Annotated in this window: 13 protein-coding genes and 3 pseudogenes; 14 read left to right on the forward strand and 2 right to left on the reverse strand. The window is 63.3% G+C overall.

Annotated features, from left to right (window positions below; all coding sequences use genetic code 11):
* Positions 1–79 precede the first annotated feature (79 nt).
* The 4 genes from NKI85_RS00890 (at position 80) to NKI85_RS00905 (ending at position 4,413) form a co-directional block, all read left to right on the forward strand.
* The gene (locus NKI85_RS00890) at positions 80–1,291 is read left to right on the forward strand and encodes a divergent polysaccharide deacetylase family protein (RefSeq protein ID WP_352775262.1); all 1,212 of its coding nucleotides are present in this window, start codon (positions 80–82) and stop codon (positions 1,289–1,291) included.
* Position 1,292: 1 nt separating this feature from the next.
* On the forward strand, positions 1,293–1,814 hold the full coding sequence (locus NKI85_RS00895) for an RNA pyrophosphohydrolase (protein WP_352775265.1): 522 nt from the start codon (positions 1,293–1,295) through the stop codon (positions 1,812–1,814).
* A 29-nt stretch (positions 1,815–1,843) separates the two neighbouring features.
* Positions 1,844–3,013, forward strand: coding sequence for an alanine racemase (gene alr / locus NKI85_RS00900; RefSeq protein ID WP_352775267.1), 1,170 nt, complete (start codon positions 1,844–1,846; stop codon positions 3,011–3,013).
* Positions 3,014–3,156: 143 nt separating this feature from the next.
* Positions 3,157–4,413 carry a D-amino acid dehydrogenase gene (locus tag NKI85_RS00905; protein ID WP_352775269.1) on the forward strand — a complete coding sequence of 419 codons (1,257 nt, stop codon included), beginning with the start codon at positions 3,157–3,159 and terminating at the stop codon, positions 4,411–4,413.
* A 25-nt stretch (positions 4,414–4,438) separates the two neighbouring features.
* On the opposite strand, the gene NKI85_RS00910 is transcribed toward NKI85_RS00905, so the two are convergent.
* Positions 4,439–5,320 carry a LysR family transcriptional regulator gene (locus NKI85_RS00910; RefSeq protein ID WP_352775272.1) on the reverse strand — a complete coding sequence of 294 codons (882 nt, stop codon included), beginning with the start codon at positions 5,318–5,320 and terminating at the stop codon, positions 4,439–4,441.
* Between the two features lie 207 nt (positions 5,321–5,527).
* On the opposite strand from NKI85_RS00910, the gene NKI85_RS00915 reads away from it, so the two are divergent.
* The 3 genes from NKI85_RS00915 (at position 5,528) to NKI85_RS00925 (ending at position 8,231) form a co-directional block, all read left to right on the forward strand.
* On the forward strand, positions 5,528–7,024 hold the full coding sequence (locus NKI85_RS00915; protein WP_352775275.1) for a CoA-acylating methylmalonate-semialdehyde dehydrogenase: 1,497 nt from the start codon (positions 5,528–5,530) through the stop codon (positions 7,022–7,024).
* 288 nt (positions 7,025–7,312) lie between these two features.
* The gene (locus NKI85_RS00920) at positions 7,313–7,612 is read left to right on the forward strand and encodes a hypothetical protein (RefSeq protein WP_352522911.1); all 300 of its coding nucleotides are present in this window, start codon (positions 7,313–7,315) and stop codon (positions 7,610–7,612) included.
* A 304-nt stretch (positions 7,613–7,916) separates the two neighbouring features.
* Positions 7,917–8,231, forward strand: a complete 315-nt coding sequence (locus NKI85_RS00925; RefSeq protein ID WP_352522910.1) for a hypothetical protein — start codon at positions 7,917–7,919, stop codon at positions 8,229–8,231.
* Positions 8,232–8,244: 13 nt separating this feature from the next.
* Here NKI85_RS00925 and NKI85_RS00930 read toward each other — a convergent pair whose 3' ends face one another.
* Positions 8,245–8,931, reverse strand: coding sequence for a GntR family transcriptional regulator (locus NKI85_RS00930; RefSeq protein ID WP_352522909.1), 687 nt, complete (start codon positions 8,929–8,931; stop codon positions 8,245–8,247).
* Positions 8,932–9,000: 69 nt separating this feature from the next.
* Between NKI85_RS00930 and NKI85_RS00935 the strand changes: the two genes are divergently transcribed.
* The 7 genes and pseudogenes from NKI85_RS00935 to NKI85_RS00965 all read left to right on the forward strand — a co-directional run.
* A complete protein-coding gene (locus NKI85_RS00935) occupies positions 9,001–9,894 on the forward strand; it encodes a dihydrodipicolinate synthase family protein (RefSeq protein ID WP_352775280.1) in 894 nt (297 codons plus the stop codon).
* A 49-nt stretch (positions 9,895–9,943) separates the two neighbouring features.
* A complete protein-coding gene (locus tag NKI85_RS00940; RefSeq protein ID WP_352775281.1) occupies positions 9,944–11,194 on the forward strand; it encodes an NAD(P)/FAD-dependent oxidoreductase in 1,251 nt (416 codons plus the stop codon).
* Between the two features lie 28 nt (positions 11,195–11,222).
* A complete protein-coding gene (locus tag NKI85_RS00945) occupies positions 11,223–12,224 on the forward strand; it encodes a 4-hydroxyproline epimerase (RefSeq protein WP_352775284.1) in 1,002 nt (333 codons plus the stop codon).
* A 335-nt stretch (positions 12,225–12,559) separates the two neighbouring features.
* Positions 12,560–13,462, forward strand: coding sequence for a branched-chain amino acid ABC transporter permease (locus tag NKI85_RS00950; RefSeq protein WP_352522905.1), 903 nt, complete (start codon positions 12,560–12,562; stop codon positions 13,460–13,462).
* Positions 13,463–13,466: 4 nt separating this feature from the next.
* A pseudogene (locus NKI85_RS00955) lies at positions 13,467–13,739 on the forward strand (DUF3382 domain-containing protein); the annotation flags it as partial.
* Positions 13,740–13,934: 195 nt separating this feature from the next.
* A pseudogene (gene livM, locus NKI85_RS00960) lies at positions 13,935–15,062 on the forward strand (high-affinity branched-chain amino acid ABC transporter permease LivM); the annotation flags it as partial.
* Positions 15,062–16,222 (forward strand): annotated as a pseudogene (locus tag NKI85_RS00965) (ABC transporter ATP-binding protein); the annotation flags it as partial. The pseudogenes livM and NKI85_RS00965, both read left to right, overlap by 1 nt.
* Positions 16,223–16,226: the final 4 nt, after the last annotated feature.

A 16,226-nucleotide genomic window follows, 5' to 3' on the forward strand; every position in this document is an offset into this window, starting at 1 on the left:
GAAATGGGGGCGGGCCGATATTTGGATTTGCGCCTTCGGAAAAGGTTTCTTTCGGAGACGCGCGCCGGGGGTGCGGGGCTTGGCTGATATCGGCAAGGACATAGAACGACCTCTCGGACAGGCGATCCGGCCGCCGCGCGCAGGCAGCGGGATCAGCGCCGGTGCGGTCGCGGCCGCGCTTGTCGTGCTGGCCGTGGTCGGCGTTTCCGGCGCGATCGCCTTGCGCGACAAGCCGTTTCGGAAGCTGCAAGAAGCCGCCGTTTCGACGCCGATGATGCCGGCAGCGGCGGATACCGCCGCGGCGCCGGCCAAGGCGACGCCCGAAATGGAAGCGCCAAGCAACGCAAGCGAACAGAAGACAAGCGAACAGAAGACAAGCGAACAGAAGACGGGCGGTCCGCAGATCATCCATGTACAGACCGAGGAGGGTGACGGTCCACCCAAGGCCATCGTCATCAGCGACCCTTCGACAATCGGCCAGAACCTCAGGATCGCGCACATTCCCGACAAGGCGCTGATCGAGGCCAGCGAGACCGGTCCGCTGCCGATCCGCGCCGACGACGGCCGGCGCCCGTTCGACGTCTATGCGCGGCCGTGGTCCGGCGCACGCGGTGCACGCGTGGCGCTCGTTATCGGCGGGCTTGCAGTGTCCCAGACCGGCACGCAGGCAGCCATCTCCAAGCTGCCGGCGGAGGTCACGCTGGCCTTCGCGCCGCATGGCAACAGTATCGGCCGCTGGATGCAGGCGGCGCGGCAGAGCGGCCATGAGATCATCATGCAGGTGCCGCTCGAGCCGTTCGATTATCCGAACGTCAATCCCGGCCGCAACACGCTGACCGTGGCAGCGGCGCCGGACGAGAATTTGAAGAATTTACGCTGGGTGCTGTCGCGAACGACCAACTACACCGGCGTCATGAACTATATGGGCGCCCGCTTTTCGGCCGACGCGACGGCGATGGGGCCGTTGATGGCCGAGCTTGGCAAGCGTGGTCTTGCTTATGTCGACGACGGTTCGTCGGCGCGCAGCCTGGCACCCGAATTGGCGCTGAAGGACGGCGTGCCGTTCGTTGGCGGCGACACGGCGATCGACGCGGTGCAGGACCGCGGCGCCATATTGAAGAAACTGGATGGGCTGGAGGCGACGGCGCGAGCGAAAGGGTTTGCCGTCGGCATCGGCTCGGCCTTCGACCTGACGGTCGATACCGTGTCGTCCTGGGTGACCGAGGCCAAGAAGCGCGGCATCGAGATCGTGCCGATTTCGGCGGTGGTCATAGACCCGGAAAGAGGCTGACATGGCAAAGAACAAGCTCGTTGACCCGGAAACACTGCCTTACCGGCCCTGTGTAGGAGTGATGGTCCTCAATGGCGCCGGCCTGGTCTGGGTTGGTCATCGCATTGCCGAGCCGGACAGCGAATTCGCTGGAACGACGCAGCTCTGGCAGATGCCACAGGGCGGCATCGACGATGGCGAGGAGCCGCTGCCTGCCGCGGAGCGCGAACTCTACGAAGAGACCGGCATGCGCTCGGTGTCGCTGCTGGCCGAGGCGCCGCACTGGATCAAGTACGACCTGCCGGCCCATCTGGTCGGCATCGCCTTCAAGGGACGATATCGCGGCCAGACGCAGAAATGGTTTGCCTTCCGCTTCCACGGTGACGAAAGCGAGATCGAGATCAATCCGCCGCCGGGTGGCCACAAGGCCGAGTTCGACCGGTGGGCGTGGCGGCCGATGCTGGAATTGCCCGGCCTGATCGTGCCGTTCAAGCGCAAGGTCTATGAAGGCGTGGTGGCAGCGTTCCAGCATCTGGTGGCGTAGCCGCCGGCCTTCCGCTAAAACAGGTCGGCATGAACGATATCTCCAGCAAATCTCTTCCGCAGACCGTCTCTCTTCCGCAGACCGGCGCCCCGAGTGAGCTGATCAGCGAAGCGGCTGCGGGGGCGATCCTGACCATCGATCTCGGCGCCGTCCGTGAGAATTACCGGCGGCTGAAGGCGCGGCTGGCCGGCGTCAGCTGTGCAGGAGTGGTCAAGGCCGACGGTTACGGGATTGGCGCGGCGCCGGTGGCCGCGGCACTGATGGCTGAAGGCTGCGCCATCTTCTTTGTCGCGCATTTGGCCGGAGGCATCTTGCTGCGCAAGGCGCTCGGCTCAAGCCCGGCCATCTACGTGCTGAACGGCATTCCGCCGGGCGCCGAAAGGGAGGCGGTTGCGGCGGGGCTTTGCACCGTCGTCAACAGCATCAGCCAGGTCGCGGCATGGCGTGAGGCGGCGGGGCGTGTGGGCCGTAAATTGCCGGCCGCCATCCAGGTCGACAGCGGCATGTCGCGGCTCGGCATGACACCGTCCGAGGTGAAAGCTGTCGCGCAGGATCCGGAGGCTTTCGACGGTGTCGAACTGACCTTCGTGATGAGCCATCTCGCCTGCGCCGACGAACCCGAGCAACCGGCCAACGAGCAGCAGCGGCTGGAATTCGAACGGCTGCGCAGGATGCTGCCGGAGGCGCCGGCTTCGCTTGCCAACTCATCAGGCATTTTTCTCGGACAGCGCTATCACTATGACCTCGCTCGTCCCGGTGCCGCTCTCTATGGCATCAATCCGACGCCGGCGAAGGAAAACCCGATGCTGCCGGTGGTGCGATTGCAGGCCAAGGTCATCCAGACGCGGATGCTGGAGGCCGGCGCCGGTGTCGGCTACGGTCACACTTTCCGCACCAAAACTCCGCTTGCCGCGGCGACGATTTCGCTCGGCTATGGCGATGGCTGGCATCGACGCGCCGCCTCCGCCGCCTGGTTCGAAAATGTGCGGCTGCCCTTCATCGGCCGGGTTTCGATGGATTCGATCATCCTCGACATTTCCGCGCTGCCGCCCGGCAGGCTGGCGGCCGGCGACCTCGTTGAACTGATCGGGCCGTCATCGCAGACGGTGGACCAGGTAGCCGGCCATGCCGGCACCATCGGCTATGAGGTCCTGACCAGCCTCGGCCACCGCTTCCATCGGCGCTATGTGAATGGATAGAGACGCAAGCTGCTTGCTCTTTATGCGTGTCGTTTCCCAACAAGCATCGGGCACTTGGCTGGGGCACTAAAATCCGGCAGACAGAAGGCGGCAATAACCCCGGTCTCGAACCCTGACGAGACGACTTTGCGGAGAAGCAAGCGATGAAGATCTTCGTGCTGGGCGGCGGCGTGATCGGGGTTACCACCGCCTACTTTCTTGCCGAGGCCGGCAATCAGGTGACGGTGATCGATCGCCAGAAAGGCCCGGCGCTGGAAACCAGCTTTGCCAATGCCGGCGAGATCTCGCCCGGCTATGCCTCGCCCTGGGCCGGGCCCGGCGTTCCGCTGAAGGCCATCAAATGGCTTTTGATGAAGCACGGTCCGCTGGTGGTACGGCCGGCGCTCGATCCGCATATGTGGATATGGCTGGTCAAGATGCTGCGCAATTGCACGACGCAGCGCTATGCGCTGAACAAGGCGCGCATGGTGCCGCTGGCCGAGTACAGCCGCGACGCGCTGAAGGCGCTGCGCGAGGCCACCGGCATCGCCTATGACGAGCGCGCCAAGGGCACGCTGCAGCTTTTCCGAACGCAAAAGCAGCTCGATGGCGTCGGCGGCGATGTCGAGGTGCTGAAGACCTATGGCGTCCCCTACGAGATACTCGACCCCGACGGCTGCATTGCGGCCGAGCCCGCGCTGGCTGGCGTGCGCGAAAAATTCGTCGGTGGCCTGCGGTTGCCCGGCGATGAAACCGGCGACTGCAAGATGTTCACCGACAGGCTTGCCGAGCTTTGCGTGGCACGCGGCGTCACCTTCGAATACGACACAGAGATACGGCGCGTCGTCAAGAAGCGCGATCGCATCACCAACATCAGCACCAGCAAGGGCTGGATGGTCGCGGATGCCTATGTGATGGCGATGGGCAGCTATTCGGCGCGGTTCATGCGCATGCTGAAGCGGCCCATCCCGGTCTACCCGGTCAAGGGCTATTCGATCACCCTGCCGGTCAAGGACGCCACCGCCGCACCCGTCTCGACGGTGATGGACGAGAGCTACAAGGTGGCGATCACCCGGCTCGGCGATCGTATCCGGGTCGGCGGTACGGCGGAGATTTCCGGCTTCGACATGCGGCTGCACGAATCGCGGCGCCATACGCTCGAACATTCGGTCGGCGACCTTTTCCCGGGCAGCGGCGACATGCGGTCGGCGACCTTCTGGTGCGGGCTGCGGCCGATGACGCCGGACGGGCCGCCGCTGATCGGCCGCACCGATTTCTCCAACCTCTATCTCAACACCGGCCACGGCACACTCGGCTGGACCATGGCCTGCGGCTCGGCCAAGGTTCTGGCCGACATCATCTCCAGCCGGGTGCCTGACATCAACATCAGCAATCTCGGGCCGGAACGATACGCTAAGTAAGGTCGGCCGAGCAGCCGACACGGCGTCACACGAACAATTCCCGGTCCCGTTCGACGGCCTTGGTGATGAAGCTCGCGACGATCTGGACGCGGCGCAGCGGCCTGACCGATTCATGATAGACCAACCAGTACGCGCGGCGGATGGCTGGGACGATATCGAGAGGCACCAGCTCCGGCATCGAGCGGGCAACGAAGGTGTGCAGGATGCCGATGCCGGCGCCGGAACGCACCGCTTCGGCCTGACCGAGCGCGGAGGAAATGGCGAAGCTGGTGCGCCAGTCGGCGCTGAATTCGGCCGCGTAGTCAAGCGAGGGACTGACGATCAGGTCCGGCACGTAGCCGATCAGCGTGTGCTGGCCTAGCTCGGCGGCGGTTCCGGGCAGCCCATGCGTGTCGGCATAGACCCGGGACGCGAACAGGCCGAGCGTGTAGTCGACCAGCTTTCCCGCCACCAAGCGGCCTTCCGTCGGCCGCTCGACGGTGATGGCAATGTCGGCCTCACGCCGGGACAAAGAGAAGGAGCGCGGCACCGGCACCAGCTGGATGGTGAGCTCACGGTGCAGGGCGGTCAGCGCGCCGAGGCGCCTGGCCAGGAAAGCCACACCGAAGCCATCCGGCGCACCGATCCGCACGGTGCCCGAGACGTCGTCGCCTTCGCCTGCCACGGTCGAGCGCGCCGCGATCATGTCGCCCTCCATGCGTTCGGCGATTTCGAGGAAACGCTCGCCTGCCGGCGTCAGCTCGCTGCCGGTGGTAAGCCGGCGAAACAGTTTTGTCCTGAGCGCATCTTCGAGGGCGGCGATGCGGCGCGACACGGTCGCGTGGTTGAGCTCCAACCGTCTGGCGGCGCCGAGGATCTGGCCGGCACGCGCCACGGCAAGGAAGATGCGGACGTCATCCCAGTTCATGGGAGATGTCCGGCAGGACAGAGGGGGGCGCGAAGGAGCTCAACTTAAACAATCCAAGCTGTACCGGCATGTCCCTATCATTTGCGTGATTTAATGCACAGATATCAACCGATATCTATTTTCCGCACAACGGTTGCGTTTTCGCTCGCGTTGCCATCGCTCACGCAAAGGCGGACAATGCCCCATCACGAACCAGGGAGAGAAATCATGATCGAATACGGTCATTTCATTGGCGGCAAGCGCGTCGCTGGGACCAGCGGCCGCAAGCAAAACATCATGCAGCCGATGGACGGCACAGTGCGTGGCACGGTGGCGTTGGCTTCGCAGGCGGAATTGCGCGCGGCGGTCGAAAACGCCAAGGCGGCACAGCTCGGCTGGGCGGCGACCAACCCGCAGCGGCGCGTGCGCGTCTTGATGAGGTTCCTCGAGCTGGTCGCCAAGGAGTATGATGCGCTGGCCGAGATATTGGCGCGCGAACACGGCAAGACCATCGCCGACGCCAAGGGCGACATCCAGCGTGGCCTCGAAGTGGTCGAGGTCTGCATCGGTGCGCCGCATATGATGAAGGGCGAGTTCACCGATGGCGCCGGCCCCGGCATCGACGTCTATTCGATGCGCCAGCCGCTCGGCGTCGTCGCCGGCATCACGCCGTTCAATTTTCCGGCGATGATCCCGCTGTGGAAGATCGCGCCGGCCATCGCCTGCGGCAATGCCTTCATCCTGAAGCCGTCGGAGCGCGATCCGGGCGTGCCGATGCGGATTGCCGAACTGTTCATCGAGGCCGGCCTGCCTGCCGGCATCCTCAATGTCGTCAATGGCGACAAGGATGTGGTCGACGCCATCCTCGACGATCCCGACATCAAGGCGATCGGTTTCGTCGGCTCGACACCGATCGCCCAGTACATCTATTCGCGCGGCTGCGCGGCCGGCAAGCGCGTGCAGTGCTTCGGCGGCGCCAAGAACCACATGATCATCATGCCCGATGCCGACATGGACCAGACCGTCGACGCGCTGATCGGCGCCGGCTACGGCTCGGCCGGCGAGCGCTGCATGGCGATCTCGGTGGCCGTCCCGGTCGGCAACGACACCGCCAACCGACTGATGGAAAAGCTGGTGCCGCGCGTCGAGAGTTTGAAGGTCGGTCCGTCGACCGACTCTTCCGCCGATTTTGGCCCGCTGGTCACGGCGCAGGCGCTGGAGCGGGTCAAGGGTTATGTCGATATCGGAGTCAAGGAAGGTGCCAGGCTGGTGGTTGACGGCCGCGGCTTCTCGATGCAGGGCTACGAGAACGGCTACTATATGGGCGGCTGCCTGTTCGACAACGTGACCGCCGACATGCGCATTTACAAGGAAGAGATCTTTGGGCCGGTGCTCTCGGTGGTGCGCGCGCCGACCTACGAGAACGCCATCAAGCTCGCCAACGAGCACGAAATGGGCAATGGCGTCGCCATCTTCACCCGCGACGGCGACGCGGCGCGCGACTTCGCCTCGCGAGTCCAGGTCGGCATGGTCGGTATCAACGTGCCGATCCCGGTGCCGATCGCCTACTATACGTTTGGCGGCTGGAAGGCGTCCTCATTCGGCGACCTCAACCAGCACGGTCCGGACGCGTTCCGCTTCTACACCAAGACCAAGACGGTGACGTCGCGCTGGCCGTCCGGTGTGAAGGACGGTGCCGAGTTCGTCATCCCGACGATGAACTGACCGAACGGTTTCCTGTCTGCGCGTCCTCGCCTTCGGCTGCGGGCGCGCGGGCCGGCGTCAAAGACGGTGCCGAGTTCGTCATCCCGACGATGAACTGATCCTGATCGCAAACGCTGAACGAGGCCTGGGCACGGACCCGGGCCTTTTCGTTTGAACGTTAATGTGATGGAACCAAGAAGGCAGCAATTCTCTTAAGTTGTGATCCTGCAGCGAGGAGGCGCTGGCAGACCAAACCAACGGCGCTGGTGACGGCTCCGGGGATATCGTCAGGCGCAAAGGAGGTGTCAGATGACACGTCGCATGGCGACTATCGCTTGCGCGGCAACGGCGGCGCTTTCCGCCATCCCGGCAATGGCTGCCGAGCAATGCGCGGCACGCGCCGATATGGTCAAGGCGCTCGGCGAGAAGTTTCATGAAAACCCGAGCGCAGTCGGCGTCGTCAATCCGAATGTGGTGCTTGAAGTCTTCGTTTCCGACAATGGCACATGGACCATCCTCGCCAGCGACACAAAGGGTCAAAGCTGCGTGATTTCGGTGGGCGAAGGCTGGGAGAGCGCGATGACGAAAGCGGCGCTGCCAGGCACCTGAACGATTTATCACGGGTCTGCGCGCCTCGGCATGGCCGCGCAGCCTGTGGCCCATTCTTTCGGCGACAACCGTAAAACGGATCTGCAGGCGCCCGCTCGGGCGCCTGCTTGCGCTTTTCCATTGCCGATACCATATGTCGAGAACATAATGGGAACATCTGGAATCGTTCCCACCGATGGCAGACCGGAACACAGAAAGGAACGACGCGATGATGATGACGTCGGAACCGGCCTGGATCGCTCCGGCAAAATGAGGCCGTCAAACCCCTCCTTTGCCCGGAACGTGATGGCAAAGGAGGTGCCCTATGGCACGCAAATCGCTGTTGGGATGGGTGAAAACCCTGGTTCTTGCTGGCGCATTGGCGGTGGGTACGAACACCGCAAGCGCACAATATCAATACTGCGTTGAACATGGCGAGCTCGTCGCCCATTTGAGCGAGAAGTTCCAGGAAAGGCAGTTTGCTTTGGGGCTGATCGGTCAGGTGGCGGTGATGGAAGTCTTTGTCGCCGAGACCGGAACCTGGACCATCGTCGTCACCGATATCGCCGGCAGAAGCTGCATCGTCGCGGCCGGCGACAATTGGGAAAACGTGATGGCCCTGCCCGGCCAGGGCGCATGACGAAATGGCAGGCTCAGCGTGTGGCAGCTGCCTCGGCATGGCCGCGCAAAAGCGCCATCAGGCGCTTGGCGTCCTTGGCAGCGGCCTCCTCGTCGCCGGCGAGGATCGAGCGGATCAGCGCGACATGGTGCTCGGCGGATTCGGCCAAGCCGGTATCGGCCTTGTAGCGGAACCAGAAGCGGCGACTGTGGGTTTGCAAGGGCGCCGCCAGGCGCGCGGCGAACGGGTTGTCGGCGGCCAGCGCCAGCGCCTCGTCGAGAGCCTTGTCGGCCTGGATGAAGTAAAGCACATTTTCCGAAATCACCGCTTTCTGCATGGCCAACGCTGCGTCATGAAACAGGTCGGCGGCCTCGCGGGTGACGAAGCGGGCGGCCGAGCGGGCAAGCACCACCTCGACGCCACGGCGGGCGTCGAGGACGCGCAGCCAGTCGCCGGGGTGAAGCGGGGCAATCGCAATGCCGGCGCGCGGTCGGACCTCGAGCAGCCCTTCCCAGGCCAGCCGCTGGATCGCCTCGCGCACCGGGGTGCGGCCGAGCCCGAGCCTGTCGATCAGCGCGCCCTCGGTGATGAAGCTGGCGGGCACCAGCTCGAGCGTCACGATCATATGTTCGAGCATGCGGTAGGCCTTCGCGGTCGCCGGCTCGGAGCCTAGATTTTCATATATCAATGCCGGCCTCCTGATATATTGTTGATATATCATAGCGGATTCAACGTTGACAGCCGGCTTCTTAAGAAATATACGACTGATATATCAGATGGAGCGACCGATATGTGGGCCGGAGTCTTCCCCGCCGTTACGACCAAATTCACCGAGGATGACCGCCTCGACCATGCCGAGATGGAGCGCTGCTTTGCGCTGCAGATGGAGGCCGGCTGTGACGGCATCATCGTCTGTGGCTCGCTTGGCGAAGGGCCGATGCTGTCGCATGACGAGAAGATCGAGGTGCTGAAGACCGCGCAGAAGATCGCAGGCAAGAAACCGGTGCTTTTGACGGTCAACGAGGCCGGCACTCGCGAGGCGGCCGCAATCGCGCGCCGCGCCGCGAAAGAAGGCGCCAACGGTCTGATGGTGGTGCCGAGTCCGATCTACCATACCAACGCCGAAGAGACGGTCGCGGCACTCCGCGCTGTCGCCGCGGCCGGCGACCTGCCGGTGATGATCTATTCCAACCGGCTTGCCTACCGTGTCGACGTCACTGTTGACCAGATGGAGGAGCTGGCGAAGGACAAGCGCTTCGTCGCCATCAAGGAGTCCTCCGACGACATCCGTCGCTCGACCGAGATCATCAACCGCCTCGGCGACCGCTACGACCTGTTCACCGGCGTCGACAATCTCGCCTTCGAAGCGCTGTCGGTCGGTGCCATCGGCTGGGTGGCGGGCCTGGTCACCGCGTTCCCGCGCGAGACGGTCGCCATCTACCAATTGATGAGACAGGGCCGCCGCGAGGAGGCGCTGACGATCTACCGCTGGTTCCGGCCGCTGCTCGACCTCGACGTCTCGACCTATCTGGTGCAGAACATCAAGCTCGCGGAAGTCTTCGCCATCAACACCAACGACCGCGTGCGCATGCCGCGCCAGCCGTTATCGGGCGAGCGCCGCAAGACGGTGGAAAAGTTCGTCAGGGATGCGCTGGCGGTGCGGCCAGAGCTGCCGACATTCTGATCCACTCCCTTTGAGGGTATTTGCAGATGTGCAGCGCGGCGCACAGCAAATGAATGATGATGCTACGCTCGACATCGCCATTGTCGGTGGCGGCATCATTGGCATCTGTGCCGCCGCCTTTCTGGCCGAAGCGGGACGAAACGTCACGATCTTCGATTGGACGGGAATCTGCGAGGAGACCAGCTCCGGCAACGCCGCTGCCTTTGCCTTCTCCGACGTGTTGCCGCTCGCCCACAAGGGCATGATCAGGCAGTTGCCGAAATGGCTCGCCGACCCGCTCGGTCCGCTCAGCATTCCGCCCGCCTATTTGCCGAAGCTGCTGCCTTGGCTGGTCCGCTTCTGGCGCGCCGGGCGAAGCGACCGCTATGAAGCCGGCCTTGCGGCGCAGGCCGGGATGATGAAGCTCGCCGAGGCGGAATGGATGGGCTTGCTGGATCGTTCCGGCACACGGCCGCTGCTGCACGAGGACGGCTCGCTCGAACTCTACGAAAGCGAGGCCGAGTTCAAGGCGTCGCTGCCCGGCTGGGCGGCAAGGCAGCGCTTCGGCATCGGCTTCAGCCATGTCGAAGGCAACGCTCTCGCCGCCTTGCAGCCCGGCCTGTCGCCGCGCTTCGTCAAGGGGACGTTCGTGCCGGGGTGGAAGACCGTCGCCGACCCCAAGCTGCTCGGCAGGGCGATTTGGGCCTATGCCGAGGGATTGGGCGCGGGGTTCGAAAAAGCCCGGATCGAGCGCGTCGAGGCGGGACAGGACGGCGCGACGCTGACTATGGCCGAGGGCACGACGCGGCGGGCAAATCATGTCGTCATCGCTGCCGGTGCGTGGTCGCATCTGCTGGCAAGAAAACTCGGCGATCGCATCCCGCTGGAGACCGAGCGTGGATACAACACGACGCTGCCGAAGACCGCCTTCGACGTGAAGCGACAGCTCATCTTTTCCGGGCATGGCTTCGTCATCACGCCGCTCGAGACCGGCCTGCGCGTCGGCGGCGCGGTCGAGCTCGGCGGCCTTGAGAGGCCGCCCAATTACGCGCGCTCGAAAGCGCTGCTCGAAAAGGCGCAAAAATTCCTGCCGGGATTGGACCCTGCCAATGGCCGCGAATGGATGGGGTTCCGGCCGTCGCTGCCGGATTCGCTGCCTGTGATCGGGCGGTCGCAACAAACGCCCTCGGTGGTGTATGGCTTCGGCCATGGTCACCTCGGCCTGACCCAGGCTGCGGCGACCGGACGCTTGATCCGCGAGCTCGTTCTCGGGCAAAGTCCATCGCTCGATCTCGGTTCCTTCAGGCCGCAGCGGTTTTGAGTTCCAAGGTCTTAAGTCGGGAGCCGTCATGGCCAAGAATTCCTTCTTCTGCATAGACGGCCACACCTGCGGCAATCCGGTGCGGCTGGTTGCCGGCGGTGGGCCGCTGCTCAACGGCTCGACGATGATGGAGCGGCGAGCGCATTTCCTGGCCGAATATGATTGGATCCGCACCGGGCTGATGTTCGAGCCGCGTGGCCATGACGTGATGTCCGGCTCGATCCTCTATCCGCCGACGCGTGAGGATTGCGACATCGCCATCCTGTTCATCGAAACCTCGGGCTGCCTGCCGATGTGCGGCCACGGCACCATCGGCACGGTGACTTTTGCCGTCGAACATGGATTGATCAAGCCGAAGACGCCGGGCGTGCTCAGGCTGGATACGCCGGCGGGCCTGGTCGTCGCCGAGTACAAGCAGGTCGGCGACTATGTCGAGGAGGTGCGCATCACCAATGTGCCGTCGTTCCTCTATGCCGAGGGACTGACGGTCGAATGTCCCGGGCTCGGCGAGATCAGCGTCGATGTCGCCTACGGCGGCAATTTCTACGCCATCGTCGAACCGCAAAAGAATTATCGCGACATGGCCGAGCATTCGGCCGGCGAGCTGATCGCCTGGAGCCCGGTGGTGCGGCAGCGGCTCAACGAGAAATACACCTTCGTCCATCCGGAGAATCCCGGCATCAACCGTCTGTCGCACATATTGTGGACCGGCGCGCCGACCAACCCGCAAGCCGATGCCCGCAACGCCGTCTTCTACGGCGACAAGGCAATCGACCGATCGCCCTGCGGCACCGGCACCTCGGCGCGGATGGCGCAGCTTCACGCCAAGGGCAAGCTTGGGGTTGGCGACGACTTCGTCCATGAATCGATCATCGGTTCGCTGTTCAAGGGCAAGGTGGAGGAAGAGATCACCGTCGCCGGCAAGCCGGCAATCATTCCGTCGATCGCCGGCTGGGCCCGGATAACCGGATTGAACACGATCTTCATCGACGACCGCGAGCCGTTCGCGCACGGCTTCGTCGTCAAATAGCGAGAATCCTGACCTTGGGGAAACAACGAGGAGGGCAAGGGGATTCCCTTCGGTGACGCAACGATCCCGCTCATCAACTTATTTTGACGGTGATTTCTTCGAAACGAAGCGCATGGTGTGGTTGAATCATCAAAGACATTGCGTTAGGCCAATGATAGGGTCCGCTCTGGTCCAGAGGCCGGATAGGAAAAAACGGGCAATCCGATGGCGTGCGACGAAAACACCCATGGCGATTGAAAAATCACGTTGCAATCCGGGCTCGAAACTTTACGACTAGGGGCAATACGAAAAGGAATGCGTCTGCATGGGCGACATTCCAGGGGAGCCACGACAGCATGCAGTATTTTGTCCAGCAGCTTATCAATGGGCTGACGCTGGGATCGATCTATGGGTTGATTGCGATCGGCTACACGATGGTCTACGGCATCATCGGCATGATCAATTTCGCCCATGGCGACATCTTCATGGTCGGCGCTTTCACCGCCCTCATCGTTTTCCTTATCCTCGGTGCGTTGTTCTATTCGGTGCCGATCGTCGTTGCGCTGCTGATCATGATGATCGTGGCGATGCTTTTGACCGGCCTCTACAACTGGACGATCGAGAAAGTGGCTTACCGGCCGCTGCGCGGTTCGTTCCGGCTGGCGCCGCTGATCACCGCCATCGGCATGTCGATCGCCCTGTCCAATTTCGTCCAGGTCACGCAAGGGCCGCGCAACAAGCCCGTCCCGCCGATGGTCTCCAAGGTTTATACGATCGCGGGCATCAGCGTGTCGCTGAAGCAGATCATCATCGTCCTGGTCACCATAGTCCTGCTGGCGCTGTTTTGGTATCTGGTCAACAAGACCTCGCTCGGCCGGGCGCAGCGCGCCTGCGAGCAGGACCGCAAGATGGCGGCACTGCTCGGCGTCGACGTCGACCGCACCATCTCGATCACCTTCATCATGGGCGCCGCGCTTGCCGCCGTCGCCGGCACGCTGTTCCTGATGTATTACGGCGTGGTGGTGTTTTCAGACGGTTTTACGCCCGGTGTGAAGGCGTTCACCGCCGCGGTGCTCGGCGGCATCGGCTCGCTTCCCGGCGCCGTGCTCGGCGGGCTGATGATCGGCTTCATCGAGAGCATGTGGTCGGCTTATTTCTCGATCGACTACAAGGATGTCGCCGCATTCTCCATCCTGGCGATCGTGCTGATCTTCCTGCCTTCCGGCATTCTGGGCCGGCCAGAAGTCGAAAAGGTCTGAGATCATGGCGGTTACCGTGTCTCCGGAAAGCGCCGTCGTCGCCACCCCAGTCCAGCGCGCTTTTCGCGAAGCGCTCTATGCCGGCGCCATCTCGCTTGGCCTGTTCGTGCTGTTCATCGGCCTGAAGACCGATCAGAACATCTCCAACGAGTTGATCCTGGTGCAGCGCTGGGGCCTGCTCGGCGCCGTGGTGATCGCCACCATGATCGGCCGTTTCCTCTACGTCGCCTATGGCCAGCCTTTCATGGCCAACCAAAAGATCGCCGATGTCGCCACCGGCCTGCTGCCAGACAGTGTGGCGACGCGGTTCTTCCGGTTACAATATTTCTTCGCGGCGATCGGTATTGCGGTCGTTCTGCTTCTTCTGGCCAGCTCCCTTGACGGGCTGGTGGGGCCCGATCTTGCAGGTTATGCGCGTTTCGTGCGAGCGCTGGCGATCATCTATGCGCTGGCTTGGGTGATCTACTATTTCCGTGCCTTCATCCATGCCCATTTTTCGGCGCTCGGCATAACCGCGCTGGCGCTCTATCCGATCATCGTCGTGCTGGTGCTTGCTCTCTATACGGGCTCGATGGTGGGCGGCTTCCAGGGCTCGCTGAAATGGGTCGACAATTTCGGCATCCAGATCCTGATCTACGTGATGCTGGCCTGGGGACTGAACATCGTCATCGGCCTCGCCGGCCTGCTCGATCTCGGCTATGTCGCCTTCTACGCCGTCGGTGCTTACGCCTACGCGTTGCTCGGCACGCATTTCGGCCTGTCGTTCTGGATCCTGCTGCCCGCCGCCGGCCTGATGGCTGCGTTCTGGGGCGTCATGCTCGGCTTTCCGGTGCTGCGCCTGCGCGGCGACTATCTGGCCATCGTGACGCTCGCCTTCGGCGAGATCATCAGGCTGGTGATCATCAACTGGCGCGAAGTGACCAACGGTTCGGCCGGCATTTCCGGCATCCCGAAGGTTTCGTTCTTCGGCCTGATATCGTTCAATGTCTCGGACCCCAACTACATCGCCAAGGTGTTCGGCATTGCCCAATCGGGCGCCTATTACAAGATCTTTCTCTACTACCTGATCCTCGGGCTCTGCCTGCTGACTGCCTTCGTCACAATAAGGCTGAGGCGCATGCCGGTCGGCCGCGCCTGGGAAGCGCTGCGCGAGGACGAGATCGCATGCCGCTCGCTCGGCATCAACACCACCACCACCAAGCTCACCGCCTTTGCCACCGGCGCGATGTTCGGCGGCTTCGCCGGCTCGTTCTTCGCCGCACGGCAAGGCTTCGTCAGCCCGGAATCCTTCGTCTTCCTGGAATCGGCGATTATCCTCGCCATCGTCGTGCTCGGCGGCATGGGCTCGCTGGTCGGTATCGCCGTCGCCGCGCTGGTGATGATCGGCGGCACCGAAGCGCTGCGTGAACTCGATTTTCTGAAGCGGATATTCGGCCCCGACTTCACCCCGGAACTCTATCGCATGCTGTTGTTCGGCATGGCGATGGTCATCGTCATGCTGTGGAAGCCGCGCGGCTTCGTCGGCAGCCGTGAACCGACAGCCTTCCTCAAGGTTCGCAGGGCCGTGTCGGGATCCTTCACCAAGGAGGGACACGGCTGATGAACGCGAGCCCCTCCGTGACCGACGCCATCCTCCAGGTCGAGCATCTGTCGATGAAGTTCGGCGGTCTCGTCGCCATCGGCGACCTGTCCTTCCAGGCCAAGCGCGGCGAGATCACCGCGCTGATCGGTCCGAACGGCGCCGGCAAGACCACCGTGTTCAATTGCATCACCGGTTTCTACAAACCGTCCGAAGGCATGATCACGCTCAACCGGCGCGACGGCTCGAGCTTCCTGCTCGAACGTCTGCCGAACCATGAGATCCCGGCGCGTGCCAAGGTGGCGCGCACCTTCCAGAACATCCGCCTGTTCTCGGGCATGACGCTGCTGGAGAACCTTCTCGTCGCCCAGCACAACAAGCTGATGAAGGCCTCCGGCTACACCATTCTCGGCCTGTTCGGCTACAGCGGCTACAGACAGGCTTCGGCGGAATCGGTTGAACTGGCCGAGCACTGGCTGGAGAAGGCCGATCTTGTCGACCGCGCCGACGATCCCGCCGGCGATCTGCCCTATGGCGCGCAGCGGCGGCTCGAAATCGCTCGCGCCATGTGCACCGGGCCTGAGCTTCTGTGCCTCGACGAGCCGGCCGCCGGCCTCAATCCGAAGGAATCGGCTGGGCTCAATGCGCTTCTGATGGACATCAAGGACAACACCGGCACGTCGATCCTTTTGATCGAGCACGACATGGCGGTGGTGATGCAGATTTCCGATCACGTCGTGGTGCTCGAATACGGGCGCAAGATCTCGGACGGCAACCCGCAATCGGTACGGACCGACGCGCGCGTCATCGCTGCCTATCTCGGCGTCGAAGACGAGGAGGTCGAGACTGTGCTCACCGAAGTCGGCGACGAAGACGTCATCGAGCAATTGGATACGGGTCCGGATGCCGCCCACGGCCCGGGCACATCGTCTTCGTATCTCGCCGGACCGGTGGCCGATACGGTCGGCCACAGCGAGGGCGAGCGCGTCACCGTGTCGAAAGGTGCCTCGAAAGCCGGGCAGTTCGACGCGAGGTCGAGTGCCGCAGCAAGCAAGGCGGCAGCGCAGGCCAAAGCCAAACCGACGGCGAAATCTTCTGCCGCGAAATCCTCCGCAGCAAAGCCGGCGACCAAGGCTCCGGTGAAGCCGAAGACACCGCGCGTCTCCAATCGGCGTGGAGGGCGTA

The organism is Mesorhizobium sp. M0571, from assembly GCF_040320985.1.
Lineage (GTDB): Bacteria > Pseudomonadota > Alphaproteobacteria > Rhizobiales > Rhizobiaceae > Mesorhizobium.